22 protein-coding genes and 2 pseudogenes are annotated in these 24576 nt (G+C 71.4%); 12 read left to right on the top strand and 12 right to left on the bottom strand.

Translation table 11 applies throughout. The features are described from left to right. Nucleotides 1-15: 15 nt before the first annotated feature. The 6 genes from GEV07_08740 (at nucleotide 16) to GEV07_08715 (ending at nucleotide 6267) form a co-directional block, all read left to right on the top strand. Nucleotides 16-1611, top strand: coding sequence for an ATP-binding cassette domain-containing protein (locus GEV07_08740; protein ID MQA02788.1), 1596 nt, complete (start codon nucleotides 16-18; stop codon nucleotides 1609-1611). A gap of 85 nt (nucleotides 1612-1696) precedes the next feature. Then, nucleotides 1697-2866: an ABC transporter permease gene (locus GEV07_08735; protein MQA02787.1), complete on the top strand. Its 1170-nt coding sequence runs from the start codon at nucleotides 1697-1699 to the stop codon at nucleotides 2864-2866. Beyond that, complete coding sequence (locus tag GEV07_08730) at nucleotides 2866-4194, top strand: ABC transporter permease (protein ID MQA02786.1); 1329 nt, start codon at nucleotides 2866-2868, stop codon at nucleotides 4192-4194. Before GEV07_08735 ends, GEV07_08730 begins: the two co-directional genes overlap by 1 nt. 2 nt (nucleotides 4195-4196) lie before the next feature. Then, nucleotides 4197-4589, top strand: coding sequence for a cytidine deaminase (locus GEV07_08725; protein ID MQA02785.1), 393 nt, complete (start codon nucleotides 4197-4199; stop codon nucleotides 4587-4589). Between the two features lie 13 nt (nucleotides 4590-4602). Continuing rightward, nucleotides 4603-5868, top strand: a complete 1266-nt coding sequence (locus tag GEV07_08720) for a thymidine phosphorylase (protein MQA02784.1) — start codon at nucleotides 4603-4605, stop codon at nucleotides 5866-5868. A gap of 39 nt (nucleotides 5869-5907) precedes the next feature. Continuing rightward, complete coding sequence (locus tag GEV07_08715; GenBank protein MQA02783.1) at nucleotides 5908-6267, top strand: cupin; 360 nt, start codon at nucleotides 5908-5910, stop codon at nucleotides 6265-6267. 3 nt (nucleotides 6268-6270) lie between these two features. On the opposite strand, the gene GEV07_08710 is transcribed toward GEV07_08715, so the two are convergent. From GEV07_08710 to GEV07_08685, 6 genes are all read right to left on the bottom strand, one after another. Then, nucleotides 6271-6456, bottom strand: a complete 186-nt coding sequence (locus GEV07_08710; protein ID MQA02782.1) for a PspC domain-containing protein — start codon at nucleotides 6454-6456, stop codon at nucleotides 6271-6273. A gap of 124 nt (nucleotides 6457-6580) precedes the next feature. Beyond that, complete coding sequence (locus tag GEV07_08705; protein MQA02781.1) at nucleotides 6581-7945, bottom strand: MFS transporter; 1365 nt, start codon at nucleotides 7943-7945, stop codon at nucleotides 6581-6583. Nucleotides 7946-8783: 838 nt separating this feature from the next. Then, on the bottom strand, nucleotides 8784-9974 hold the full coding sequence (locus tag GEV07_08700; protein MQA02780.1) for a hypothetical protein: 1191 nt from the start codon (nucleotides 9972-9974) through the stop codon (nucleotides 8784-8786). 91 nt (nucleotides 9975-10065) lie between these two features. Further along, on the bottom strand, nucleotides 10066-10947 hold the full coding sequence (locus GEV07_08695) for an aldehyde dehydrogenase family protein (protein ID MQA02779.1): 882 nt from the start codon (nucleotides 10945-10947) through the stop codon (nucleotides 10066-10068). Next, nucleotides 10937-12373 (bottom strand): aldehyde dehydrogenase family protein, encoded by a 1437-nt coding sequence (locus GEV07_08690; GenBank protein ID MQA02778.1) that lies wholly within the window; start codon nucleotides 12371-12373, stop codon nucleotides 10937-10939. The genes GEV07_08695 and GEV07_08690 overlap by 11 nt, the downstream gene beginning before the upstream one ends. A gap of 222 nt (nucleotides 12374-12595) precedes the next feature. Further along, nucleotides 12596-12859: a hypothetical protein gene (locus tag GEV07_08685; GenBank protein ID MQA02777.1), complete on the bottom strand. Its 264-nt coding sequence runs from the start codon at nucleotides 12857-12859 to the stop codon at nucleotides 12596-12598. A 142-nt stretch (nucleotides 12860-13001) separates the two neighbouring features. Between GEV07_08685 and GEV07_08680 the strand changes: the two genes are divergently transcribed. Together GEV07_08680 and GEV07_08675 are read left to right on the top strand one after the other, a co-directional pair. Beyond that, nucleotides 13002-13853, top strand: coding sequence for a helix-turn-helix domain-containing protein (locus tag GEV07_08680; protein MQA02776.1), 852 nt, complete (start codon nucleotides 13002-13004; stop codon nucleotides 13851-13853). Beyond that, on the top strand, nucleotides 13850-14044 hold the full coding sequence (locus GEV07_08675; GenBank protein ID MQA02775.1) for a DUF397 domain-containing protein: 195 nt from the start codon (nucleotides 13850-13852) through the stop codon (nucleotides 14042-14044). The genes GEV07_08680 and GEV07_08675 overlap by 4 nt, the downstream gene beginning before the upstream one ends. Before the next feature lie 9 nt (nucleotides 14045-14053). On the opposite strand, the gene GEV07_08670 is transcribed toward GEV07_08675, so the two are convergent. Continuing rightward, nucleotides 14054-14566 carry a hypothetical protein gene (locus GEV07_08670; GenBank protein ID MQA02774.1) on the bottom strand — a complete coding sequence of 171 codons (513 nt, stop codon included), beginning with the start codon at nucleotides 14564-14566 and terminating at the stop codon, nucleotides 14054-14056. Between the two features lie 128 nt (nucleotides 14567-14694). Continuing rightward, nucleotides 14695-15642 carry a deoxyribose-phosphate aldolase gene (deoC, locus tag GEV07_08665; GenBank protein ID MQA02773.1) on the bottom strand — a complete coding sequence of 316 codons (948 nt, stop codon included), beginning with the start codon at nucleotides 15640-15642 and terminating at the stop codon, nucleotides 14695-14697. 57 nt (nucleotides 15643-15699) lie between these two features. Here deoC and GEV07_08660 point away from each other — a divergent pair, with 57 nt between their 5' ends. Continuing rightward, nucleotides 15700-16368 (top strand): hypothetical protein, encoded by a 669-nt coding sequence (locus tag GEV07_08660; protein MQA02772.1) that lies wholly within the window; start codon nucleotides 15700-15702, stop codon nucleotides 16366-16368. Between the two features lie 355 nt (nucleotides 16369-16723). Here the strand turns inward: GEV07_08660 and GEV07_08655 are convergent, their stop codons facing one another. The 3 genes from GEV07_08655 to GEV07_08645 form a co-directional block, all read right to left on the bottom strand. After that, the gene (locus tag GEV07_08655) at nucleotides 16724-18526 is read right to left on the bottom strand and encodes a phospho-sugar mutase (GenBank protein ID MQA02771.1); all 1803 of its coding nucleotides are present in this window, start codon (nucleotides 18524-18526) and stop codon (nucleotides 16724-16726) included. Beyond that, the gene (locus GEV07_08650; GenBank protein ID MQA02770.1) at nucleotides 18429-19253 is read right to left on the bottom strand and encodes a purine-nucleoside phosphorylase; all 825 of its coding nucleotides are present in this window, start codon (nucleotides 19251-19253) and stop codon (nucleotides 18429-18431) included. The genes GEV07_08655 and GEV07_08650 overlap by 98 nt, the downstream gene beginning before the upstream one ends. Nucleotides 19254-19321: 68 nt before the next feature. Continuing rightward, nucleotides 19322-20026, bottom strand: a complete 705-nt coding sequence (locus tag GEV07_08645) for an FCD domain-containing protein (protein MQA02769.1) — start codon at nucleotides 20024-20026, stop codon at nucleotides 19322-19324. Nucleotides 20027-20138: 112 nt separating this feature from the next. On the opposite strand from GEV07_08645, the pseudogene GEV07_08640 reads away from it, so the two are divergent. Both GEV07_08640 and GEV07_08635 read left to right on the top strand, forming a co-directional pair. After that, nucleotides 20139-21377 (top strand): annotated as a pseudogene (locus GEV07_08640) (MFS transporter). Next, nucleotides 21377-22586 (top strand): annotated as a pseudogene (locus tag GEV07_08635) (M20/M25/M40 family metallo-hydrolase). The pseudogenes GEV07_08640 and GEV07_08635 overlap by 1 nt, the downstream one beginning before the upstream one ends. Before the next feature lie 3 nt (nucleotides 22587-22589). Here the strand turns inward: GEV07_08635 and GEV07_08630 are convergent. Further along, nucleotides 22590-23030 carry a gamma-glutamylcyclotransferase gene (locus GEV07_08630; GenBank protein MQA02768.1) on the bottom strand — a complete coding sequence of 147 codons (441 nt, stop codon included), beginning with the start codon at nucleotides 23028-23030 and terminating at the stop codon, nucleotides 22590-22592. 157 nt (nucleotides 23031-23187) lie between these two features. Here GEV07_08630 and GEV07_08625 point away from each other — a divergent pair, with 157 nt between their 5' ends. Next, nucleotides 23188-24570, top strand: coding sequence for an NAD(P)H-quinone dehydrogenase (locus GEV07_08625; GenBank protein MQA02767.1), 1383 nt, complete (start codon nucleotides 23188-23190; stop codon nucleotides 24568-24570). The last annotated feature ends 6 nt before the right edge of the window (nucleotides 24571-24576 follow it).

Raw genomic sequence — 24576 nt, 5'->3', positions numbered from 1 at the left:
GAGGGGAGGGGAGCGGTGCGCCTCGAGCTCCGCGGTGTCACCAAGCGCTTCGGCTCGCTGGTGGCGAACGACCAGGTCGACCTGACCGTCGAGCCCGGCGAGATCCACGCGCTGCTCGGTGAGAACGGCGCAGGTAAGAGCACGCTGATGAACGTGCTCTACGGCCTGTACCGGCCGGACGAGGGCGAGATCGTGGTCGACGGCGAGCCGGTCACCTTCGACAGCCCTGGCGACGCGATGCGGGCAGGCATCGGCATGGTGCACCAGCACTTCATGCTGGTGCCCGTCTTCACCGTCGCGGAGAACGTCGCGCTCGGCAACGAGTCGACGAAGGCGCTGGGGTTCCTCGACCGCAGGCGGATCCGCCGCCGGGTCACGGAGATCTCGCAGGAGTACCGCCTGGACGTCCCGCCGGATGCGCTCGTCGCCGACCTGGCCGTCGGCGTGCGGCAACGGGTGGAGATCGTGAAGGCCCTGGTGCGCGAGGCGCGGGTGCTCGTACTCGACGAGCCCACCGCTACGCTCACGCCGCAGGAGACCGACGACCTGATGACCGTGATGCGCACGCTGCGCGACGCGGGCACTTCGATCGTGTTCATCACGCACAAGCTGCGCGAGGTGCGCGAGGTCGCCGACCGCATCACGGTGATACGGCGCGGCAAGGTCGTCGGCGAGGCCGCGCCCACCGCGTCGTCGGCGGAGCTCGCGTCGATGATGGTGGGGCGCCCGGTCGAGCTGAGCATCGACAAGTCGCCCGCTGAGGTCGGCGAGCCTGTGCTCGACGTGGCGAACCTGAACGTGATCGCGGACTCCGGCGAGGTGCTCGTCGACGACGTCTCGTTCACCGTGCGGGCCGGCGAGATCTACGCGCTCGCCGGGGTGCAGGGCAACGGGCAGAACGAGCTCACCGAGGCGCTCGTCGGGCTCACCCGGCCGTCGACCGGGCGGATCACGCTCGACGGTCGCGACATCACGCACGCCGACGTCGACACCGTGCTCGCCTTGGGGGTCGGCTACGTGCCCGAGGACCGGTTGCACGACGGCCTGGTCGGGCCGTTCACCATCGCCGAGAACCTGGTGCTCGACCAGTACAAGCGCGCCCCGTACGGCAAGAGGCTGTCCATTGACGTCGCCGCCGTGCGGCGCAACGCAGGCGAACGGACCGCCGAGTACGACGTGCGGCTCACCTCAGTCGAGGATCCGGTGACGACGCTGTCCGGCGGGAACCAGCAGAAGGTGGTGCTGGCACGCGAACTGTCCCGGCCGCTGCGGCTGCTGGTCGTCGCGCAGCCCACCCGCGGCCTCGACGTCGGCTCGATCGAGTTCGTGCACCGCAGGATCGTGGAGGAGCGCGACCGCGGCGCCGCAGTCGTGCTGGTCTCCACCGAGCTGGACGAGGTGCTCGGGCTCGCCGACCGCATCGGCGTCATGTACCGCGGCGCCGTCGTCGGCGAGGTGTCGGCGGACGCGCCTGTGGACGCGATCGGGTGCCTGATGACCGGGTCCGTCGACGCGGCGCAGGAGTGGCTGGCGTCCGACGCAGCCTCAGCCGACGGCGCGGTGCGTACCGAGGACCCCGACCAGGCTGCGGGGAGGCGCAGTGGCGACTGACGAGTCCAAGGCACCGGAGCCCGACCGGCCGACGGAGCAGCCCGACGACGCGCGGCCGTCGTTCGGCCGCGCGCTCGTCGACGCGGTGGTCTACGGCCACAGCGCCGTGGTCACCGTGCTCGCGTTCGTCTGCGCCCTGGTCGTCGCGGCGGTCCTGATCGCCATCGGTGACCCGACGACGCGGGAGGCGGCCGGGTACTTCTTCGCGCGTCCGCAGGACATGTTCGCGGCGGCGTTCTCGGCCGTCGGCACGGCGTACAGCTCGCTGTTCTACGGCGCGGTCTTCAACCCGATCACGGCCGGCAGCGGGTTCAACGCCGCGCTCTACCCGCTGTCGGAGACGTTGGTGGCCGCGACGCCGCTGATCCTCGCGGGTCTCGGCTTCGCCCTGGCGTTCCGTGCCGGCCTGTTCAACATCGGCGGCCAGGGCCAGCTGCTGATCGGCACCGTGCTGGCGGGCTACATCGGGTTCGCCTGGCCGCTGCCGCCCGGGCTGCACCTGCTGCTCGCGGTCCTCGGTGGGCTGCTCGGCGGGGCGCTGTGGGGCGGCATCGCCGGCTTCCTCAAGGCGCGGGCGGGTGCGCACGAGGTGATCTCCACGATCATGCTCAACTACGTCGCGCTCAACCTGCTCACCTTCCTGCTGACCATCCGGCCGATCCAGCGACCGCCATACAGCCAGGCGATCTCGCGCAACGTGCTGGAGTCCGCGCAGTTCCCGCCGCTGCTCGGCTCGGCGCTGCGCGTGCACGCCGGGTTCCTGCTTGCGCTGCTGGCCGCCGCCGCCGTGTGGTGGCTGCTGAACCGCAGCACCACCGGGTTCGAGCTGCGCGCCGTCGGCGCGAACCCGGTCGCCGCGCGTACGGCGGGCATGCGCGTCGGGCGCAGCTACCTGATCGTGATGCTGCTCGCCGGTGGGCTCGCCGGCCTCGCTGGCAGCACCCAGATCCTCGGCACCAACGACGCGATGACGAAGGACATCGGCGGCGAGATCGGCTTCGATGCGATCACCGTCGCGTTGCTCGGCCGGGCCAAGCCAGGTGGCACCGTGCTGGCCGGGCTGCTGTTCGGCGCACTGCGCGCCGGCGGCGTGCAGATGCAGTCGTCGACCGGGCAGTCCATCGACCTGGTGATCGTCGTGCAGGCGGTGATCGTGCTGTTCATCGCCGCGCCCGCGCTCATCCGGGCGATCTTCCGGCTGCGGGCCGCCCGCGGCGGTGTGCGGCAGGACCTCGCGAAGGGGTGGAACGGCTGATGACCACCCCGTCGCAAGCTCCCGCCGAGCAGGTGCCTGAGGAGGCCCTGATCGTCCACCGCGTGGTGGAGCCGCCGTCGGCGCGCCGGCAGCGGCTGGTGACCGGCGCGGTGCTCGTCGTCGTCGGCGCGCTCGTCACGGCGCTGTTCGGGGTGTCGTCGGAGTCCGGCTTCGACGCGGCGTTCAGGCTCAGCTCCCGCACCGACCTGTTCCAGGTGCCCGACTTGGTGCTGCCGGCGCGGCCTACGGCCATCCTGCTCGGCGTCGTGATCATCGCGCTCGGCGGCTGGCAGCTGGTGCGCGGCTTCCCGAAGCGGGCGACGAAGTGGGTGGCACTCGCCGCGGTCTTCGGGTTCGTGCTGTCGTTCCTCTGCTGGGCGGCGACCGGTGACCCGGACGCCAGGCTCGACCTGCTGAGCCTGCTGCAGCAGTCCATCTTCCTCGGCACGCCGCTGCTGCTCGGCGCGATGGCCGGGGTGCTGTGTGAACGGTCCGGCGTCATCAACATCGCCATCGAGGGCCAGATGCTCACCGGTGCGTTCCTCGGCGCGCTGGTGGCGTCGATGGCCCAGAACCTGGGCGCAGGCGTGCTCGCCGCCGTCTTCGGCGGCGGGCTGATGGGTGCACTGCTCGCGGTGTTCTCCATCCGCTACCTGGTGAACCAGATCGTCGTGGGCGTGGTGCTGAACGTCCTCGCGCTCGGGCTCACCGGGTTCGCCTACGACACGTTCATGAAGAACCAGGCGGCGAAGTACAACGAGCCCGGCTTCTTCGGGCAGATAAAGATCCCCCTGCTCGGCGACCTGCCGTTACTCGGGCCGCTGCTGTTCCAGGCGAACGTGATCGTCTACGCCACGTACGTCCTGCTGGTCGTGCTCCAGCTCGCCCTGTTCCGTACCCGGTGGGGCCTGCGTACAAGGGCGGTGGGCGAGCACCCGAAGGCGGCCGACACGGTCGGCATCAACGTGCTGTTCGTGCGCTACCGCAATGTCATCCTCGGCGGCATGGTCGCCGGGCTGGCGGGTGCCTACCTGACCATCGGGACGGTTGGCGCGTTCAGCAAGGACATCTCGTCCGGCAAGGGCTTCATCGCGCTCGCCGCGCTGATCTTCGGCCGCTGGAGCCCGGTGGGCGCGCTTGGTGCCGCGCTGCTGTTCGGGTTCGCGGACGGGCTGCAGACCGTGCTCTCGTACACCCAGACCCCGGTGCCGATCCCGTCGTCGTTCCTCGCCATGCTGCCCTACATCGCTACGCTGCTCGCGGTGGCCGGGTTGGTCGGGCGCGTGCAGGCGCCGGCAGCCGACGGCCAGCCCTACACGAAGGACTGACGGTGACCGACATCGACTGGGCAGCGCTGCGCGCTGCTGCGCGGGAGGCCGCGACGCATGCCTACGTGCCGTACTCGCGGTTCCCTGTGGGCGTGGCCGGGTTGGTGGACGACGGCCGGGTGGTCGTCGGCTGCAACGTGGAGAACGCGTCGTACGGGCTCACCCTGTGCGCCGAGTGCGGCCTGGTGTCGGCGCTGCACGCCGGCGGCGGTGGCCGGCTGGTCGCGGTGGTGTGCGTGGACGGCGCCGGCGAGCTGCTGATGCCGTGCGGGCGTTGCCGGCAGCTGCTGTGGGAGCACGGTGGCGCGGAGCTCGCGCTGGCCACGGCGAGCGGCGTCCGGCCGATGCGCGAGATCCTCCCGGACGCCTTCGACGCCGGCGACCTGGACCGGTGAGTGAGGAGCACGCTTGAACACCATCGACGTGATCAGGGCGAAGCGCGACGGCGGCGAGCTGACCGACCAGCAGATCGACTGGGTCGTCGACGCGTACGTCACCGGCGCGGTGGCCGACGAGCAGATGGCCGCGCTTGCCATGGCCATCCTGCTGCGCGGCATGACGCCGCGGGAGACCGCTAGGTGGACGGACGCGATGATCGCGTCCGGCGACCGGATGGACTGGTCCGGGCTGGCGACGCCGACCACCGACAAGCACTCCACCGGCGGCGTCGGCGACAAGATCACGCTGCCGCTCGCCCCCACGGTCGCCGCGTGCGGCGTCGCCGTGCCGCAGCTGTCCGGGCGCGGCCTCGGGCACACCGGCGGCACGTTGGACAAGCTGGAGTCGATCCCCGGTTGGCGTGCCGGCCTGAGCCAGGACGAGATGCGCGCGCAGCTCGCCGGGCCTGGCGCGTTCGTCGCCGCCGCTGCGGACTTCATCGCGCCGGCCGACCGCAAGCTCTACGCGCTGCGCGACGTGACCGGCACTGTCGAGTCGATCCCGCTGATCGCCAGCTCGATCATGAGCAAGAAGATCGCCGAGGGCACCTCGTCGCTGGTGCTCGACGTGAAGGTGGGCAGCGGCGCGTTCATGCACACCGTCGACGACGCGCGCGAGCTCGCCACCACCATGGTGCAGATCGGCGCCGCCCACCAGGTCGCGACGACCGCGTTGCTGACCGGGATGGACACCCCGCTCGGAGCGGCGGTGGGCAACGCGCTCGAGGTGGCGGAGAGCGTCGAGGTGCTCGCCGGCGGCGGGCCCGCCGACGTGGTGGCGCTGACCGTCGCCTTGGCCAGGGAGATGGTCGCGGGCGGCAACGGCAAGGACCCTGCGGACGCGCTCGCCGACGGTTCCGCGATGGACGTCTGGCGGCAGGTCGTACGCGGCCAGGGCGGTGACCCGGACGCGCCGCTGCCGCAGGCTGCGCAGCGGCTGGACGTGACTGCACCGGCAAGCGGCACGCTGACCTGGCTCGACGCGTACGCCACCGGGCTGGCCGCGTGGCGGCTGGGCGCCGGCCGGGAGCGCAAGGAGGACTCGGTGTCTGCGGTCGCCGGGGTCGTCGTGCACAGGAAGCCGGGGGAGCAGGTGCGTGCCGGCGAGCCGGTGCTCACCCTGCACACCGACGACGCGTCCCGCTTCGACGCCGCCGTCGACGCCGTACGTACGGCGATCGAGATCGACGGCCCCCGCACGCCGCTGCCGCTGCTCGTGGACCGCGTCGGCAGCTAGGGCGTGTCGGTGCCAGCTGCGAAGTGGCAAGCTGGCGGTATGCCGGAACACATCACGAAACCCACCAGGATCCCCGTTCCCGGCGGCAAGATCATCGACGAGTACGTGGGTCGCGCGAGCGTGCCGAGCGAACGGGTGAGCGTCGCGCACATGCATGCCCCGGGCGGCTGGGAGGAACCGTTCCAGGCACCGGAGTTCGACGAGGTGACCGTGGTCATCGACGGGCTGGTGCGGGTCGAGCACGACGGTGGGGTGTTCGACGTGACCGCTGGCCAGGCGGTGCTGTGCCGCGCCGGCGAACGGATCAGGTACAGCACGCCGAGCGTGGAGGGCGCCAGGTACGTCGCCGTGTGCCTGCCGGCGTTCACGCCGGACACCGCACACCGCGAGGACGGCTGACGGTCAGTTCTCGTTCGGCACGAGGATCCACATCGCCAGGTAGATGATGAACTGCGGGCCGGGGAGCAGGCACGACAGTACGAAGATCAGCCGGACGAGGAACGGGGAGACCCCGAACCGGTGTGCGATGGCCGCACAGACACCGGCGATCATCCGGCCGTTCTTCGGGCGTACCAGACGGGCTGCCATGACGGTCGTTCCTCTCTGCGTGGGTCTTTCTCCCCACTCTGCCTGTCATCCGACCCGGTTGCAGGGCGGCGCGGCCGAAACCAGGGCGTACTCGGGGGTGGCTCCGGGTGACCCGGAGGCCGCGTCACGCGGCCAGCTCCGGGCAGCAGTCCGGCAGGTCGGCGGCGGCCGGCTCGCGCTGCGGGAGCACGACCGGTTCAGGGGCCGTGTCGTCCAGCGGGTGGGTCCGCTCGTCGTGCGGCAGCCGGGCGACGAGGATCGCGGCGACCGCGAGCACCGGGGGCACCAGGCCGGCGATGACGAACGTCGCGCCCAGCCCGATCACCATGCTGACCGGACCGGCGACCGCCATCGACATCGGCATGAACGCGAGCGAGACGAAGAAGTCCAGGCTGGAGACCCGTCCCAACAGCTCCGGCGGCACCCGCCGCTGCAGCAGCGTGCCCCAGATGACGATCGGCGCGTTGAAGAGCACGCCGACCACGAACACGGCGACGACGACCAGCCACACGTCGCGGGCCACGCCGACGATCGTGAGCGGCACGCAGGCGACACCCCACATGGCGACCATCACCGTCAGGTAGCGGCGCGGCATCTTCAGTGAACCCATCACCAGCGAGCCGAGCGCACCGCCGACACCGAACGCGCCGAGCACGATCGCGTGGGCGCCGGGCCCGCCGCCCGCGCGGTCCTTCACCACGAACGGCAGCAGCACCTCGATCGGCCCGATCACCAGCAGCACCAACATCGACGCGAACAGCAGGGTGGCGAGCAGCCACGGTGTCCGTGCCATGTACGTGAACCCGTCCCGCAGGTCGCGGACGACGGCCCGCGCGCCGTGGCCCTGCTCGGCGTCGAGGCTCCGCCGCAGCGGCACGTGCCGCATGACCACGAGGCAGCCGATGCCGGCGAGCTCGACGGCGGCGACGACCGCGAGTGCGGCGGCCGGCGACGACGCGGCGATCACCGTGCTGGCCAGCGCTGGCCCGGCGGCCTGCATGACCGTCGGCCGCATGGTCTGCTCGAGTCCGTTCGCGGCCATCAGGTCGCGCTCCGGGAGCACCGCGGGCAGCAGCGCGGAGTACGCCGGGTAGGTGAACCCGTTGCCCACACCGATCACCAGGGCGACGACGACCAGCTGCCACAGCCGCAACGCCCCGGTCAGCGCCAACACGGCGACGACGCCGATCGCGATCGTACGAACGCCGGTCACGGCGAGCAGGATGTGCCTGCCAGGTATCCGGTCGGCGAGCACCCCACCGAACAGACTCGTCGCGATGATCCCAACCGCGGACGCGGTCGCCACGACGGACAGCTGTGGCGCCCCGCCCCCGAGCTGGATGACCTGCCAGACGAGCGCGACCAGCCACACACCAGCGGCGAGCACCGCAAGGGTGACCGACCCGACCAGCAGCCGGTACTGCCGGATGCGCAGCGGCCGCAACGGCCCCCGCAACAACCGCGACGGTGCGATCGTCGTCTCGCTCATGATGCGTCCTTCGGTGGTATGCATGGCTGTCACGCATAGAGACCACCCACCGCCAAGGAACTCATCGCCCCGCCGGCAAGAAGCCACCGACCCCCACAGCGACATGCCGACACCCTCGGTGCGGCCCGGTGGCCGCTGCCCTTGCGGCAGGCCGCACCCGGGCCGCTGCCCTCGCGGCAGGCAGCATCCTGGGCACCGCCCGGCTCGGTGGTCGCTGCCTGCCGACAGGCGACGGGCGGCAGGCCGCAATCCGGCGCCGCGCGGGTATGTCCGCGGCGCCCCCCCCGTCGGCAGTAGAGGACACGGCGAGGTCTCGCGGTCACCATCCGGCAGCCCGCCGCGCGAATGCGTCCGCGGCGACCTCTGTCGGCGGGTGGCTGGGGCACGGTGCGGGTGGCGGTTGTTGTCTGGCGGCCGGCGGCAACAGTGCGCGGCGCGGGTGTGTCCGTGGCGACCTCTGTCGGTGGGTGGCTGGGGCACGGTGCGGCGTGGCGGTTGCTGTCGGGCGGCAGGCGGGCGGCAACGGTGCGCGGCGCGGGTGTGTCCGTGGCGACCTCTGTCGGTGGGTGGCTGGGGCACGGTGCGGCGTGGCGGTTGCTGTCGGCTACAGTGCGCCGCGCGGATGCGCACGCAGCCGACCCCGTCAGCGGCCGCAACGGCCACGCTGTGGCTTGGCGGTTGCTGTCTGGCGGCAACGGGGCGCGGCGCGGGCGACCCTGTCGGCGGGTGGCTAAGGCACGGTGCGGCTTGGTGGTCGCTAGCTGGCGCCGGGCCGCGACCGGGTGCCGCGCGGGTGCGTTGGCGGTGATCGCCGTCGGCTGGCTACCTCGCTGCCGGGTCAGTTGCCGTGGATGCGGTCGAGTAGGCGCTGCTTCGCCTCCTTGGCGTATGCGCGCTTCTTGTCGCTGACCGGTTCCGGCTCCGCTATCCGCGGCACCGTGTCCGAGCGTTCCTGCTGTTGCACGGTGGCCGTGGTGATCGGCTCCGCGGCCAGGTTGCCGTCGGGCCCGCGCAGGCACCGGCCGGCGGAGCCGGACATGCCGAAGAACCCGCCGACGCAGGTGCCGAACTGGGCGTGGCCGAGCTCGTTCGGGTGCATCGACTGCTGCACGATGTTGCTGCCGGCGCCGTTCTGGATCTGGCCGACGTCGATGTCGACGCCTTTTGCCCACTCCTGGCTGTGGTCGATGCCCTCGGCGCAGACCTCCCGGTCGTAGAACGCATGCGACAGGTCGAGGAAGCGTGCGCCGGCGTCCGCGGCTACGCCGCTCAGCGTGCCGGCGAACTGGGAGACGACCCGCGTCCTGGCCCACTGCGCGTCGTCGTCGCGGATCGGGCAGCCCTCGAACGCCTTGGTGAACGTGTACCGGTTCTTCTCGGTGACCGGCGACGGGTACGACTGCAGCACGAGCTGGTAGTCGCCGTCCGCGTAGCCGGCGTCGTTCATCACCGTCCTGATGTCGGCGAGGCTGCGCGCGATGTTCGGTGCGGCCTGCTCCAGCTCGGCGGGCAGCTTGTCCGCCCACTTGTCCTGGCAGCGCTCACCGAGCCGGAAGTACGCCTTGATGCAGTCGAGCACGAGGTCGCTGAACCCGACGTCGTTGCCGCCGATGGACAACACCACCAGCTGCACGTCGTGCGACTTGGCCACCTCGCGCAGCCGTTCGGCCTGCGGCGCCTCGCCGTTCTGCGGCGTGCCGCCGAGCCGGACGTTGTCGGTGGTGGCGCCGGAGCAGGCCAGGTTGATCGACTCGTCCACGTCGATGCCCGTGCTGTGGATCTCGGCGCGGTTGGACCGGTGGCAGAAGTTGCCCTCCTGGTCGGTGCCCTCCTCGTAATCGCCGGCCGCCTCCCCGGAGATGTAGCTGTCACCGAGCGAGACGATCGCCGTCGGCGCTTCCGCGGCATGCGCCGGAAGTGCGAAGAGGCCGGTGAGCAGGAAGGCCGCCCCCGTGGCGGCGGTGAGCTTACGAAGGAACCGAGACATGAGGAGGCATCCTTCCCGGTAGCAGGCACCGTCAGTGATCATCCCGTCACATTGCGACCTAACGCAACCATGATCGACGGTCAGCAGCCACAGCTACCGTCCGTACCGCCTGTCGGCGGGACTGCCGCTCCCTTCAGCTGCCGATCGGGTGCCAGACGGTCTTCGTCTCCAGGAACGCCTTCAGCCGGGTGAGGTCGGGGTCGGCGGGCCAGTCCGGGTCCTGCGCGGGCGGCCGTACGACGCGGGTGAGGGTGTCCGCGGCGGACCGTTCCAGGCCCGCGGCGAGGGTGGCGTCGTCGACGCCGGTGAGGTCGAGCGCCTTGACGTCCGCGTGCGAGGCGAGCCAGGGCGCGACCTCGGCGACCTTGCCGGTGAGCACGTTCACCACGCCGCCTGGCACGTCGCTGGTGGCGAGCACCTCGGTGAGCGTGACGGCCGGCAGCGGCCGGTCCTCGGCGGCGAGGACGACGACCGTGTTGCCGGCGACGATCACCGGCGCGATGACGCTCACCAGGCCGAGCAGGCTGCTCCGCTGCGGTGCGACGACCGCGACGGTGCCGGTCGGCTCCGGCGTGCTGAAGTCGAAGTACGGGCCGGCGACCTGGTTGCTCGAGCCGAGCACGCTGGCGAGCTTGTCCGCCCATCCGGCGTACCAGACCCAGCGGTCGATCGCGTCCGACACCTGCCGGTCCGCGTCCGCCGCGTCGATGCCGTCGGCCGCGGCGACCTGGCCGACGAACTGCTCGCGGCGTTCCTCCAGCAGCTCCGCGACCCGGTAGAGGATCTGGCCGCGGTTGTAACCGGTGCGCCCCCACCAGGCCGGCCACGCCTTGCCGGCGGCGGCGACGGCGTCCCTTGCGTCCTTGCGCGAGGCCAGCGACGCGTTCGCGAGGAACCGGCCGCGCGCGTCGTTGACCACGTACGACCGGCCGGACTCGCTGCGCGGGAACGCGCCCCCGATGAACAGCTTGTACGTCTTGCGCACCTCGAGGCGCGCCGCGTGCTCACTGGGCAAGGTATGCCTCCAGCCCGTGCCGGCCGCCTTCGCGGCCGTATCCGGATTCCTGGTAGCCGCCGAACGGCGACGCGGGGTCGAACTTGTTGAAGGTGTTCGCCCACACCACCCCGGCGCGCAGCTGCTGCGACATCCACAGGATGCGTGAGCCCTTCTCCGTCCACACCCCGGCGGACAGGCCGTACGGGGTGTTGTTCGCCTTCGCCACCGCCTCCGCCGGCGTGCGGAAGGTGAGGACGGACAGCACCGGGCCGAAGATCTCCTCGCGCGCGATGCGGTGCGCCTGGGACACCCCGGTGAAGACGGTGGGCGGGAACCAGTAGCCGTGCTCGGGCAGCTCACACGCCGGCGACCAGGCCTGCGCGCCCTCGCTCTCGCCGACGGCGCTCAGCTGGCGGATCCGCTCAAGCTGCGCCGCGCTGTTGATCGCGCCGATGTCGGTGTTCTTGTCCAGCGGGTCGCCGACGCGCAGCGTGCCCATCCGGTGCTTCAGCCGGTCGAGCACGTCCGCGTACACGTTCTCCTGCACCAGCAGCCGCGATCCGGCACAGCACACGTGCCCCTGGTTGAAGAAGATCCCGTTGACGATGCCCTCCACCGCCTGGTCGATGGCCGCGTCCTCGAACACCACGTTGGCGGCCTTGCCACCGAGCTCCAGGGTGAGCTTCTTGCCGGTGCCCGCCACCGTCTTCGCGATCTCGCGGCCGACCGCCGTCGACCCGGTGAACGCCACCTTGTCGACGCCCGGGTGCGCCACCAGTGCCGCGCCGGTGTCGCCTGCGCCGGTGACGATGTTCACCACGCCGGGCGGCAGCTCGGCCTGCCGGCAGATCTCCGCGAACGCCAGCGCGGTGAGCGGCGTGGTCTCCGCCGGTTTCAGCACCACCGTGTTGCCGCACGCCAGCGCGGGCGCGATCTTCCACGCCAGCATCAGCAGCGGGAAGTTCCACGGGATCACCTGGCCGGCGACGCCCAGCGGTCGCGGGTCCGGGCCGAAGCCCGCGTACGGCAGCTTGTCCGCCCAGCCGGCGTAGGAGAAGAACCAGGCCGCTACGAGCGGGAGGTCGGTGTCTCGCGACTCCCTGATCGGCTTGCCGTTGTCGATGCTCTCCAGTACGGCCAGCTCGCGGGCGCGCTCCTGTACGAGCCGCGCGATCCGGTACAGGTACTTGGCGCGTTCCTTGCCGGGCAGCGCCCGCCAGGTCTGCTCGTAGGCACGCCTGGCGGCCGCCACCGCGCGGTCCACGTCCTCCTGGCCGGCGTCGGTCACCTCGGCGAGCACCTCTTCGGTCGCCGGGTTCAGCGTCTTCGCCGACCTGCCCTCCGCGCCTTCGACGAACTCGCCGTCGATGAACAGGCCGTAGTGGGACGCGATGTCGACGACCGCCGCCGACTCGGGCGCCGGTGCGTATTCGAACGCTGTCATCGGATGACCTCCCCGGGCAGCGCCGTTGCTGCCGGCCGCGGGTAGCGCCGGCGGGCCGTGTCCCCAGGACATCTCACCCGTCGACGATAGCCGCTGCGCCGGTCATCGGGGCTCCCCACGTCAGCCTTGACCATCGGTGAGCGCCCAGATGACCAGCGCTACCACCAGACACGCCGCGACGACCGCCAGGCCGATCCAGTCCCGTCGTTCCATCTTTCCTCCTCAGGTGTTGTTGAAGACGGGGACGTCGCTGACGTCGGCCAGACACCGCGGGCACCGCCACGGATTCCCGTGTGGCCGGCACCGGCCATCGGACCCGTAACGCGCCAGGTCCGGCTCGCCGCCGCGCGGGCCGGGGTCGGCGCGCTGTTCCGGGTCCGCGGGTTGGGGCGGTTCGTCGTCGGATGGGGCCGGGTCGGGTGGCTCGTGGTCGGTGGATGCGTCGCCGGGTGCGTCGTCGGCTGCTGTGGGTTCTCGTTCTTCCATCGCTCGCACCTGCTTTCTGCTCGGGTCGCTCGGGGCGGACTTTGTTGTCGTCGGTGCCCTTTACGATGCCCAGCAAGCAAGTCAGCGAACAGGGTTCTGAACTCTTCAGCCGGATGTGAAGGAAAGGACGGGAAATTGAAGGATGGGAGGAATAACTGAAGGATTTGCCGTCGAGCCGAAGAGCGAGCAGAGGAGCGCGCTCCTGCTGTTCGCGCAACACCTGCGCCGCCTGCGGTTCGCGGCCGACCTGACCCAGGAGGAGTGCGCTGCGCGGCTGAACTATTCGGCGGCGCATTTCAGCAACCTGGAAACCGGTCGGCGAATGCCGCAGGAGGCATTCGTCCGTGCGGCGGAAGAACTCCTCGGCGGACGCGAGATTCTGCTCGGATTGTGGCGGTTGGCGCGTGACCAGGTGATGCCGTCCGGACCGGTCGCCGATTTCTTCGCCGCGGAGGAGGTGGCCAGCTCGATCCACACGTATCAGGCGCACCTGATGCCGGGTCTGCTCCAGCACCCGGCGTACACCAGAGCGGTGATGGCCAGCCACCGCCCGCCGCTGCCAGCCACCGAGGTCGAGGCGCGGGTGGCGTTCCGCACCTCGCGGCAGGAGGTCCTCGCCCGCGACGACCCGCCGTGGTTGTGGGCCGTCATCGACGAGGCCGTGCTGCACCGGGCACTGGGCGGCGTCGAGGTGATGCGCAGCCAGCTCGATCACCTGCTCGGCCTGCTGGCCTCGCACACCATCACCGTGCAGGTCCTGCCGTTCGCCGCGGCGACCAGCCCGGCGATGGGCACCAGCTTCACCCTCCTGTCGATTCCCGGCGACGCCGATCACGTGTACGTGGACACGCTGACCGGTGGGCAGGCACACCGTGCCGACGCGAGCGCCGTCGGCGCGTTCCAGGTGGCGTTCGACTACCTCAGGGAGGCGGCGCTGTCCGCGGCCACGTCCGTAGCACTCATCGAACGACAACGGAAGGAGTTCGCGACATGATTGATTTCAATACCGCTCGTTGGCACAAGGCGACGGCGTCCGATCACCAGGGAGACTGCGTCGAGGTGGCGCGCCTGGGTGACCGCTGCGGCGTGCGCGACAGCAAGAGTCCCGACGCGGCCATGCTGGTCTTCCCGGCCGCCGCGTTCGCGACGTTCACCGCAGCGCTGTGCGCCGGCGAGTTCGACTGACTCCCGGTGCTAGCGCGAGCGCCCGTCCTGGCCACCGCTTCTGCGGTCGTCGGGGCGGGCGTCCGTGCGCACCGATGCCCGCAGTGTGATCGTGCCTGGCGTGCCGTAGCGGCCTTCGCCGATGCTCTTTATGGCGCGGGCATCGGGAACCTTGTGCACGAGCCTCTCGGCCAGGAGCCCGGCGCCGAGACTCGCCACCGGATGTGCGCCGCTTTGCAGGGCAGCTACCGCAGTCGGCGTACCGATCGCAGCGCTCACGCGGCGGAGCGAGTAGCCCATGACACGGGCACGGAAGGCAGGGCTGCGGACCGTGTGGTCGTTGCGCCCGCCCTGCCTCGCGCGGTCGCCGCGCACTCGCTGGACGACGTCCTTGGCGAAAGCCGTGGCTGCACCAGCGATCAGGCCGGCCACGGTGCTGTCGACCGGATGCAGTCCTCGGTACGCGGCGTATGTTGCTGCCGCGGTGCCGACCCAGCCGGACAACCTGCCGCTGGAGCGTCCGCTGCTATAAGCCTGGAACACGGGTCCGGGGCGGCGCTGTTCGGGTTGGGCGTACTGGTCACCAGCTGCTGCTCCGTCTTCAGTCGAAGTGCGCAGCTTCGAAGTGTAGGTGCTGTCGCAGTGGCGGTGGGCCGTTCGCGGGCCGGAGCTCAGTCGACGGTGAAGTAGTCCGCGCCGGCGTAGGCGCCGGTGTGGAGCTTCGCGCGCTGCATCAGCAGGTCGTTCAGCAGGCTGGACGCGCCGAACCGGAACCACCGCGGCGCCAGCCACTGCTCGCCGGCGATCTCGTTGACGGTCACCAGGTAGCGGATGGCGTCCTTCGACGTGCGGATGCCGCCGGCGGGCTTCACGCCGACCTGCCGGCCCGTGGCGGTATAGAAGTCACGCACGGCTTGCAGCATCACCAGCGTCACCGGCAGCGTCGCGGCGGGCTGGACCTTGCCGGTGCTGGTCTTGATGAAGTCGGCGCCGGCCAGCATCGCCAGCCAGGAGGCCCGCCGCACGTTGTCGTACGTCGCGAGCTCGCCGGTCTCGAAGATGACCTTCAGGTGGGTGTCGCCGCAGGCCTGCTTCACGGCGACGATCTCGTCGAACACCCGCTGGTAGTCGCCGGCGAGGAAGGCACCGCGGTCGATGACCATGTCCACCTCGTCGGCGCCGGCGGCGAGGGCCTGCTCCACGTCCGCGAGCTTCACCGGCAGCGCCGTGCGCCCGGAAGGGAACGCGGTCGCGACGCTGGCCACCGCCACGTTGCTGCCGGCGACCGCCTCCTTGGCGACCGACACCAGGTCGGGGTACACGCACACCGCGGCGACCGCGGGCACCTCGGGGTCGCTTGGGTCCGGACGGCGTGCCTTCGCGGCGAGCGACCGCACCTTGCCCGGGGTGTCCTGGCCCTCCAGCGTGGTCAGATCGACCATGGAGATCGCCAGGTCGATCGCGTACGCCTTCGCGGTGGTCTTGATCGACCTGGTCGCCAGCTGCGCGGCGCGTTCCTCGACGCCGACCTGGTCGACGCCGGGCAGGCCGAGCAGGAACTGGCGCAGCGAGGACGCCGACGCGGTGACGCCGGCGAGCGGGTCCGCAGTGGTCGCCATGCCGGCCACTTTACGTCGTCGCGCGGTTCCACAGCACTCATCGCCTGGATCCGGGCGATGAGGCAGAATCACCGCGTGGACAAGAGCGCGCCCCTGGCGGACAAGGTGGACGAGAAGGCCCGGGTCGGATGGGTGTTCGGCTGGGGGTGGATGCTGTTCGCGGCCGTCAACGCCGTCGACATCCTCCGGCACGACTGGACCAGGGGGAGCGCGTACGCGGGCTCGGTGCTGCTGGTGGTCAGCGGCGTCGTCTGGGTGATCGCGCTGCGGCCGCGGCTGCGCGCGGACGCGGACCGGATGCTGCTGCGCAACCCGCTGCGGGACGTGGAGATCCCCTGGGGTGCCGTGGAGGAGATCGAGTCCCGCGACACCATCAGAGTGAGGACGGCACGCAGGCACTACCACTCCTGGGTCGGCCACGTGTCGAACCGGCGCCGTGCCTGGTTCACCAGGTCGCAGGTGCAGGGCCGTGCCGCGGAGCTGACCATGGACCGCACCGGCCGGACGTCCGCGCAGCAGTCCAGCGACAAGGAACACCTCGCCGCCGCCGCCCAGGCGACCACCACCGAGTACCTCGCGCAGCGGCTGACCGGCATGGCCGACCAGTTCGGCCGCAAGTCCGCCGAGGCCGGCCACACCGAGGTGACCGTGAAGTGGTCGTGGCCCGCCGTGGTGGCGCTCGTCGTGCCGACCCTGCTCTTCGTCGCCAGCCTGGTCCTCGGCTAACGGCCTCCGGCCCGCGTCGGGATGGGGAAGCGACAGCCATGCGGCTAGCGGCCTCCGGCCGCGTCAGGGGCCGCGCAGGTGCCGGCGGGCTAGGCCTCCGGTCGGGCGCGAGGGGACGGGAAGACAGGCAGCCGTCAGTGGCTGGCGGTGTCGGGGTGGTGGAACGGCAGGCGGATGTCTGCGGCTACCGGCTTCCGGCCGGTGCCAGGGTGGTCGGGAAGGCCTGGCAGGCGTCAGTGGCTGGTGGCCTCCGGCCGGGGCCGGGGCCGGGGCCGGGGTGGGGAAGAGACACGCATGCGGTAGTGGCTTCCGGCCGGTGCCAGGGTGGTCGGGAAGGCCTGGCAGGCGTCAGCGGCTAGTGGCCTCGGCCCCCGTCATGGGCCGGGAAGCCGCCGGCGGTGGCTAGGTCGTCGGCCAATGCGGTTAGGCGGTCGGCGGCTAGTTTCCTGGCTGCGGCGACGCCGGTGTCCTCGCTTACTGGTACGACGGCTTCCAGGTAGCACTTCAGTTTCGGCTCGGTGCCTGACGGGCGGACGATGATCCTGGCGTCCTCGGCCAGGCGGAAGCGCAGGCCCGGGGTCGCCGGTAGGCCGGTCGAGGTGTCCTCGAGGTTGTCGATCGCCTCTACGGTGAGTCCGGCGAGGGTCTGCGGCGGGTCGGCGGACAGCTGCTTCAGCAGCTCCTCCCGCTCGGCCGGTTGCTGCACCCGCACCGACAGCTGGCTGGTGGCGTGCACGCCGTGCTCCGCGGCGAGGTCGTCGAGCAGGTCGACTAGGTTGCGGCCCTCGGCCGCGAGCGTCGCGGCCAGCTCGCACAGCAGCACGGCTGCGCTGACGCCGTCCTTGTCGGCGACCGCCGCCGGGTCGACGCAGTACCCGATCGCCTCCTCGTACGCGTACCGCACACCGTCGACCCTGGTCAGCCACTTGAAGCCGGTGAGCGTCTCGGCGTACGGCACGCTGTGCGCCGCGGCCATCCGCGACAGCAGCGTCGACGACACGATGGTGGTCGCGAACGTGTCGCGCGGCGGCTCGTCCGGCGCGGCCGACGTCGGCAGGTCGCTGCGGCGGAGCAGGTGCTCGGCCAGCAGCGCGCCGATCTCGTCGCCGGTGAGCTGCTGGTAGCTGCCGTCCCGGCACCGGACGGCGGCCGTGCACCTGTCGGCGTCCGGGTCGTTGGCGATTACCAGCTGCGCGTCGACCTGGTCCGCGGTCGCCAGCGCGAGGTCGAGCACGCCGGGCTCCTCCGGGTTCGGGAAGTCGAGGGTGGGGAACTCGGGGTCAGGCTCGGCCTGTTCCGCGACGACGGTGGGTGGGGCGAACCCGGCGCCGCTGAGCGCCGCGAGCAGCACGTCCTTGCCGACGCCGTGCATCGGCGTGTACGCCACGCTGATCCGGCGCGGCGACTCGTCGGCGACCAGGCCCGCCACCCGCTCCACGTAGTCGTCGACGACGGTGTCGTCGAGGTGGGCCCAGTCGGAGTTCTTCGGCAGGTTGGTGACCTGGGGCACCTTCTCGATCATCGCGGCGATCTCCGCGTCGGCCGGCGGTGCGATCTGCCTGCCGTCGCCGAGGTAGACCTTGTACCCGCTGTCCGCCGCAGGGTTGTGGCTGGCGGTGACCATGACGCCCGCGACCGCCTGCTGGTGGCGGATCGCGTACGCGAGGACGGGGGTGGGCAGCGGGCGCGGCAGCACCACCGGCGTGAGGCCGAGGCCGGCGAGGACGTCGGCGGTGTCGGAAGCGAACGCCTCCGACTTGTACCGCGCGTCGTAGCCGATCACCACGGTGCCGCCCTGCTCGCCTGCCTGCCGCAGGTAACCGGCGAGCCCGGCGGCCGCGCGCTGGACGACGACGCGGTTCATCCGGTTCGGCCCGGCGCCGAGCGCGCCGCGCAGCCCGGCGGTGCCGAAGCTGAGCCCGGTGTCGAAGCGGCTGTGCAGCTCGGTCAGGTCGTCCATGACGATCAGCTCGCGCAGCTCGGCCCTGGTGTCCGGGTCCGGATCGTCGTCGAGCCAGGTGCGCGCGCGGTCGATGAGCGCCTGGTCGGGGTCGGTCTGCTCAGAGGGGGAGATCTGGGTGTTCACAACGCACCACCTCGGCCAACAGCCGGCCCATCCGCGCGGATGCGCGCCTGCCGGTCTGCAGCACGTCGTCATGGTCGAAATCCTCGCCGAGCCCGGTGGCGAGGTTGGTTACCAAGGAGATGCCGAGCACCTCGGCACCGGCTTCTCGTGCCGCGATCGCTTCGAGCGCGGTCGACATGCCGACCAGATCACCGCCCATTCCGCGGAGCATCCTGACCTCCGCGGGGGTCTCGTAGTGCGGCCCGGGCAGCTGCACGTAGACGCCTTCGCCCAGCGACGGGTCGATCTCCCGGCAGACCTCGCGCAACCGCGCCGAGTAGAGGTCGGCGAGGTCGACGAACCGCGGGCCCCGCAGCGGGGACTGCGCGGTCAGGTTGATGTGGTCGCGGACCAGGACGGGCTCGCCCACGAGGAACGTCTCCCGCACCGCGCCGGCCGCGTTGGTGAGCACCACGATCCGGCACCCGGCGGCGACGGCCGTACGTACGTTGTGCACGACCGGGTCGACGCCGTGGCCCTCGTAGAGGTGCGTGCGGCCGACGAAGGCGAGAACCGCCCGGCTGTCCGCACGTACCGCACGGATGGTTCCCGCGTGGCCGGACACCGACTGGCCGACGAAGCCGGGCAGCTCGGTGGCGAGGAACTCCCGCACGGTCTCACCGAGCATGTCCACGGCAGGTCGCCACCCGGAGCCCAAGACGACAGCAACATCGAAGGCGGGAATATCCGTCATTTCGTGCAGACGCTTGGCGGCGGCCCTCGCCGTGGTGTGCGGGTCGGGCCAGTTCTGCTCTCCCATTCTGCAGAGCGTAGTACGGGACCGCGCCAGCTGCGCAAACCCGCACATCAACGGGTAAGCAGACACCGTCAGTCGGACGGGTCCTCCGGAAGGGCGGTGAGGATCTGTTCGCAGGCGTCGTGCAGGTAGGCGTGCATGGTGGCGGACGCCGCCGCCTGGTCGCCGTCCCGCAGCAGCTGCAGGATGTCCGCGTTGCGTTCGACGTACGCGGCGTGGAAGGCGTGCGGGTCGGCCATCACGTGGAAAGCCAGCCGCAGCTGGGCGAACAGGGAGGTGATGAACGCGTCCAGCCGGCTGCTGCCGGCGAGCGCCATCACCGCCTGGTGGAACGCCAGGTCGGCGCTGCCCATCGCGGTGCCCTCGCCGGCGTCGCGGGCCCGCCTGGCCTCGGCCACCGCGGTGTCCAGCGTGGCGAGCTGCGCCTCGCTCGGCCCGTCGGCCGAGCGCAACGCCGCGCACTCGAGGAACGTACGGGTCGCGTAGATGTCGACGATGTCGGCGCGGTCGAGCTGGCAGACGAACACGCCGCGGTTGACCTTATGCTCGAGCAGCTGCTCGCCGGCGAGCAGACGGAACGCTTCCCGCAGCGTATTGCGGGAGAGCTGGAGGGCGTCGGCGACCACCTGTTCCGGCACCTGGGTGCCCGGCGGCAGGTGGCCGTCCGCGATGAGGGCGCGGAGTGCCGCCGCCGCCCGGTCCGCGGTGCTCGCGGGGCCGTGGGCGGTGGCGCGGGACCGGAGCTCGGCGACCCAACCGGCTACGTTCGGTGACATCTCGTCCGCTCTCTGGTTACTTCATCCCGGGAGGGTCCTTGGCGTCGGCGAGTGATTGTTGAACAAATCAACGATCATTCTGCCGTGCAGGACTTGAGAGGACGGTACCGTCGTGGCGACCACCACGCAGGTTTCCGACCGGGAGAAGCGCCGGGTTTTCTTCGCCGCCACCCTGGGCGCGTCCGTGGAGTGGTTCGACTACGCGATCTACGGCGTGCTCGCACCGGTCATCGCGACCAGGCTCTTCCCCGAAGGTGACGAGGTCGCCGCGCTGCTGTCGACGTTCGCCATCTTCGCGGTGTCGTTCCTCGTCCGGCCGCTCGGCGCGATGTACTTCGGCAGCCTCGGCGACCGGGTCGGGCGGGCGCGCACAGCGGCGGTCGTGGTGACGCTCATGACCGTCGCCACCGGCCTGATCGGGCTGCAGCCGACCTACCAGGCCGTCGGCGTGGCCGCGCCGCTGCTGCTCGTGCTGCGGCTGGTGCAGGGGTTCTCCGCCGGCGGCGAGATGGGCGTGGGCTCGATGATCCACGAGTTCATGGGCGCCAAGCGGCGCGGCTTCATCTTCGGTCTGCACAACGTGTCGTCGTACGTCTCCAGCCTCAGCGCGCTCGGCCTCGCCGCGCTCGTCACGCAGTCGCGTTCCCGCTGGGCGTGACCGGCCTCTACCTGCGGCTGCGGATCGCCGAGTCGCCGATCTTCCAGCAGCTGAAGGAGCACGGCGGGATCGACCGCACAGCGCCGGCGGCTGATCACGTTCATCGGGCTGATCATGATCAACTCGGTGGCGTTCTACGTGCTGAACACGTACCTGCCCACCTACCTGTCCGAGACCGCGGGCGTCGAGCGGGTGACCGCGCTGTGGGTGTCCGCGCTCATCTCGCTGACGATGATCTGCATCCAGCCGTTGTACGGCCTGCTCGCCGACCGGATCGGGCGGCGGCCGGTGCTGCTGTTCGCGGTGGGCGGGCTGTTCGTCACCAGCCTGCCGGCGTTCTTCATCGCCAGCAGCGGCAGCTTCGGGTCCATCTACCTAGGCGAGCTGCTGTTCGTGCTGGCGGCGGCGCCGACCAGCGCGTTGTCCGCCTGCCTCGGCATGGAGCTGTTCCCGCCGAGGGTGCGGTACAGCGGGCCGACCATGGGCTACAACATCGCGTACGCGATCTTCGGCGGCACGGCGCCGTACGTGGCGATCTGGCTGGTCGACGCCACCGGCAGCAAGCTCGCGCCGCCGTTCTACATCATGGGCATCGCCGTGGTCTCCTTTCTCATCCTGGTCACCACGCTGCCCGAGACCGCGCCGCGCGTGCGCGAGGCGCGGTCGCTACCCCCGGAGCTCGAGGAGGTGTGATGGACCCGTCGACCGTCCCCCTCGACGAGGGCAGGGCCGTAGATCTGGTATCGCGGAGTTCGACAGCAGGACCGAGACGCCGCAGGAGAGCGCCGTCGTCGCGTGGCTGGTCAACGAGCTCGCCGCGCTCGGCCTGGACGCCAGGCAGCAGCCGGTCGGTCCAGGCCGCGCGAACGCGATCGGCGTCTGGCGGGGGACCGGCGGCGGCCCGTCGCTGATGTTCAACGGGCACGTCGACACCAACCCGGTCACCGAGGGCTGGACCGTCGACCCGTGGGGCGGCCTGGTCAGCGGCGGGTTCGTCTACGGCATCGGCGTCTCGAACATGAAGGCCGGCTGCGCGTCGTACCTGGAGGCCGTACGTACGCTGCTCGCCGCAGGCGCGCGGCCAGACGGCGACGTCACGCTCACCTTCGTGGTGGGCGAGCTGCAGAACGGCGTCGGCACCCGGGCGCTGGTCGAGGAGGGTTACCGGGCTGACTGGTTCGTCAACTGCGAGCCCACCGACCTCGCCGCGCTCACCACCCACGCCGGTGCGCTCGCGTTCGAGGTGGAGCTGGTGGGCGACACCCGGCACATGTCCAAGCGGGAGGAGGCCGCGGACGCCCTCGCCGCGGCCACCGTCCTCGCGCCGCGGATCAACGAGATGGCGCTGTCCGGTGCGGCGGACGAGGACGCGCGGCGTACGAACCGCGCGCACGTCGGCGTCGTGCGGGCGGGACTCGGCCGGGAGCTGCTCGACACCCGGCCGCCGCAGGTCGCCGACTGCGCGCGGCTGCTCGGCTCGCTGCGCTACGGGCCCGGCCAGACGCCGGCGTCCGCGCTGGCCGACCTGCGCCAGCTGGTGACCGAGGTGTGTGCGGGGCTGCCCGGCATCACCGGCAGCGTGCGCCGTACCGACGACGTCGGCGGCGCGGTCATGGACGAGCCGTTCGCCGTCCGCCGGACAGCCAGGTGGTCGCCGCGGTCAATGACGCGTACCGGCAGGTGCGCGGTGAGCCGCAGCCGACCGGCGCGATCCGGCCGTACTGCTTCTACGGCAGCGACGCGTCGCTGTTGCAGCACCACGCCGGCATGCCCGGCGTGGTGTGCGGACCTGGCGGGAAGTACAACACCATGCCGGACGAGCGGGTGGCCGTGACCGACTACCTGGAAATGGTCCGCATCCACATGCTGACCATCGGCCGGCTCTGCGGCCTGACCGGCTGAGAATCAGCGGCAGGGCCGTGCGCGGAGCGCGGCGACGTAGTCGTCGGGGGCGCCGGCGCTGGCTGCGGCGTCGGCGATGATGTCCACGTACCGGCGGGACGGTAGGCCGCCCTCGTAGCCGTCGAGCACGTGGATCCAGGCGAGCGCCTGGCCGTCCAGGGTGTCCACCCGCACCCGGATCCGCTTGTACAGGCCGAGCTCGCTGCCCTCCCAGCGGTCCAGCCTGGCCTCGTCGGCCGGCGACAGGTCGTACAGCATGACGAAGACCTGGCTCGCGTCGTCCTCGACGACCGTGGCGAGCGCACCGTCGAAGCTACGGTCCTCGCCGCCGAAGCCGAGCCGCCAGCCGGTGAGCCAGCCGGTGCCGCGCGCGGGGGAGTGCGGTGCGCGCTGCAGCATCTGCTTCGGGTCGAGGTTGCTTCCGTAGGCTGCGTAGACGGTCAACGGAGGGCCTCCGGGACGCGGGGCACGGCGGACGGCGGCAACGGGGAGAGCGGACAGTGTCGGGGCATGGCGGCACCAGGGTACGACCTCGGGCCAGGCAGATGCGGGAGAATGCGCCCGTGACACGCAGAACGGTCGACGGACGAGGGGGCGCACGGTGCCGAAGGTAGCGATCGTCGGAGGTGGCCCTGGCGGCTACGAGGCGGCGCTCGTCGCGGCGCAGCTCGGCGCCGAGGTCACGCTGGTCGAACGCGACGGCGCCGGCGGCGCGTGCGTGCTCAACGACTGCGTGCCGTCGAAGACGCTGATCGCCACGGCGGAGACCGCGCACGGGCTGGAGCAGGCCGCCGGCCTTGGCCTGCAGCTCACCGACCACGAAGGCGACCCCACCAGCGCGCTGAGCGTCGACATCGGACAGGTGAACCGCCGGGTGCAGGACCTGGCCGCCGCCCAGTCGGCCGACATCGGCAAGCGGCTGGCGGCCGCGGGGGTGAACCTGGTCGACGGCGTCGGGCGGCTGGCCGACAACGGCCGGGTAGTGGTCGACGACGCCGAGATCGCGGCCGACGTGGTGCTGCTCTCCGTCGGCGCGCAGCCGCGGACGCTGCCCGGCACGGAGGTGGACGGCGAGCGCATCCTCACCTGGCGCCAGGTGTACGACCTGGACGAGCTGCCCGAGCACCTCGTCGTGGTCGGCTCCGGCGTGACGGGGGCGGAGTTCGCCAGCGGCTACCTCGGCCTCGGCTCGGCGGTCACGCTGGTGTCCAGCCGCGACCGGGTGCTGCCGCACGAGGACCCGGACGCAGCCGCCGTACTGGAAGGCGTGTTCGCCAGGCGCGGGATGAACGTCGTGAGCAAGGCCCGCGCGGAACGGGTCGAACGTACCCGCGACGGCGTCGTCGTACGGCTGGTGGACGGCCGGGTCGTCGAGGGCTCGCACTGCCTGCTCGCCGTCGGTTCGGTGCCTGCCACCGAGGGGATCGGCCTGGCGGAGTCGGGCGTACGGCTGACCGACGGCGGCCTGATCGAGGTCGACCGGGTGTCGCGTACGTCGCTGCCCGGGGTCTACGCGGCCGGCGACTGCACCGGCGTGCTCATGCTGGCGTCGGTCGCCGCGATGCAGGGCCGGATCGCCATGTGGCACGCGCTGGGTGAGGCGGTGGCGCCGCTACGGCTGTCCACCGTCGCGGCGAACGTGTTCACCGACCCGGAGATCGCGAGCGTCGGCGTCACCCAGGCGATGGTCGACTCAGGCGCGGTCGACGCGCAGCAGGTGATGCTGCCGCTGGCCACCAACCCGCGCGCGAAGATGCAGGGCATCCGCGAGGGCTTCGTGAAGCTGTTCTGCCGGTCGGGCACCGGCACCGTGCTCGGCGGCGTCATCGCCGCGCCGCGGGCGAGCGAGCTGGTGCTGACCATGTCGATCGCCGTGCAGTTCGGCCTGACCGTCGGGCAGATCGCGCACACGTTCTCCGTCTACCCGTCGCTGACCGGCAGCGTCACGGAGGCCGCCCGCCAGCTGATGACCCCGCTGGACTGACGCCGG

The organism is Streptosporangiales bacterium (genome assembly GCA_009379825.1).
Taxonomy (GTDB): Bacteria; Actinomycetota; Actinomycetes; order Streptosporangiales; family WHST01; genus WHST01.
This window is presented reverse-complemented; position numbering and strand designations above follow the sequence as displayed.

What these genes read in the sequence shown, in the direction of transcription:
- GEV07_08730 (MQA02786.1), top strand. Translation starts at nt 2,866, where the DNA reads ATGACCACCCCGTCGCAAGCTCCCGCCGAGCAGGTGCCTGAGGAGGCC.
- GEV07_08715 (MQA02783.1), top strand. Translation starts at nt 5,908, where the DNA reads ATGCCGGAACACATCACGAAACCCACCAGGATCCCCGTTCCCGGCGGC.
- GEV07_08710 (MQA02782.1), bottom strand. Translation starts at nt 6,456, where the DNA reads ATGGCAGCCCGTCTGGTACGCCCGAAGAACGGCCGGATGATCGCCGGT.
- GEV07_08705 (MQA02781.1), bottom strand. Translation starts at nt 7,945, where the DNA reads ATGAGCGAGACGACGATCGCACCGTCGCGGTTGTTGCGGGGGCCGTTG.
- GEV07_08700 (MQA02780.1), bottom strand. Translation starts at nt 9,974, where the DNA reads ATGATCACTGACGGTGCCTGCTACCGGGAAGGATGCCTCCTCATGTCT.
- GEV07_08690 (MQA02778.1), bottom strand. Translation starts at nt 12,373, where the DNA reads ATGACAGCGTTCGAATACGCACCGGCGCCCGAGTCGGCGGCGGTCGTC.
- GEV07_08685 (MQA02777.1), bottom strand. Translation starts at nt 12,859, where the DNA reads ATGGAAGAACGAGAACCCACAGCAGCCGACGACGCACCCGGCGACGCA.
- GEV07_08680 (MQA02776.1), top strand. Translation starts at nt 13,002, where the DNA reads ATGGGAGGAATAACTGAAGGATTTGCCGTCGAGCCGAAGAGCGAGCAG.
- GEV07_08675 (MQA02775.1), top strand. Translation starts at nt 13,850, where the DNA reads ATGATTGATTTCAATACCGCTCGTTGGCACAAGGCGACGGCGTCCGAT.
- deoC (MQA02773.1), bottom strand. Translation starts at nt 15,642, where the DNA reads ATGGCGACCACTGCGGACCCGCTCGCCGGCGTCACCGCGTCGGCGTCC.
- GEV07_08660 (MQA02772.1), top strand. Translation starts at nt 15,700, where the DNA reads ATGAGGCAGAATCACCGCGTGGACAAGAGCGCGCCCCTGGCGGACAAG.
- GEV07_08655 (MQA02771.1), bottom strand. Translation starts at nt 18,526, where the DNA reads ATGACGACGTGCTGCAGACCGGCAGGCGCGCATCCGCGCGGATGGGCC.
- GEV07_08650 (MQA02770.1), bottom strand. Translation starts at nt 19,253, where the DNA reads ATGGGAGAGCAGAACTGGCCCGACCCGCACACCACGGCGAGGGCCGCC.
- GEV07_08645 (MQA02769.1), bottom strand. Translation starts at nt 20,026, where the DNA reads ATGTCACCGAACGTAGCCGGTTGGGTCGCCGAGCTCCGGTCCCGCGCC.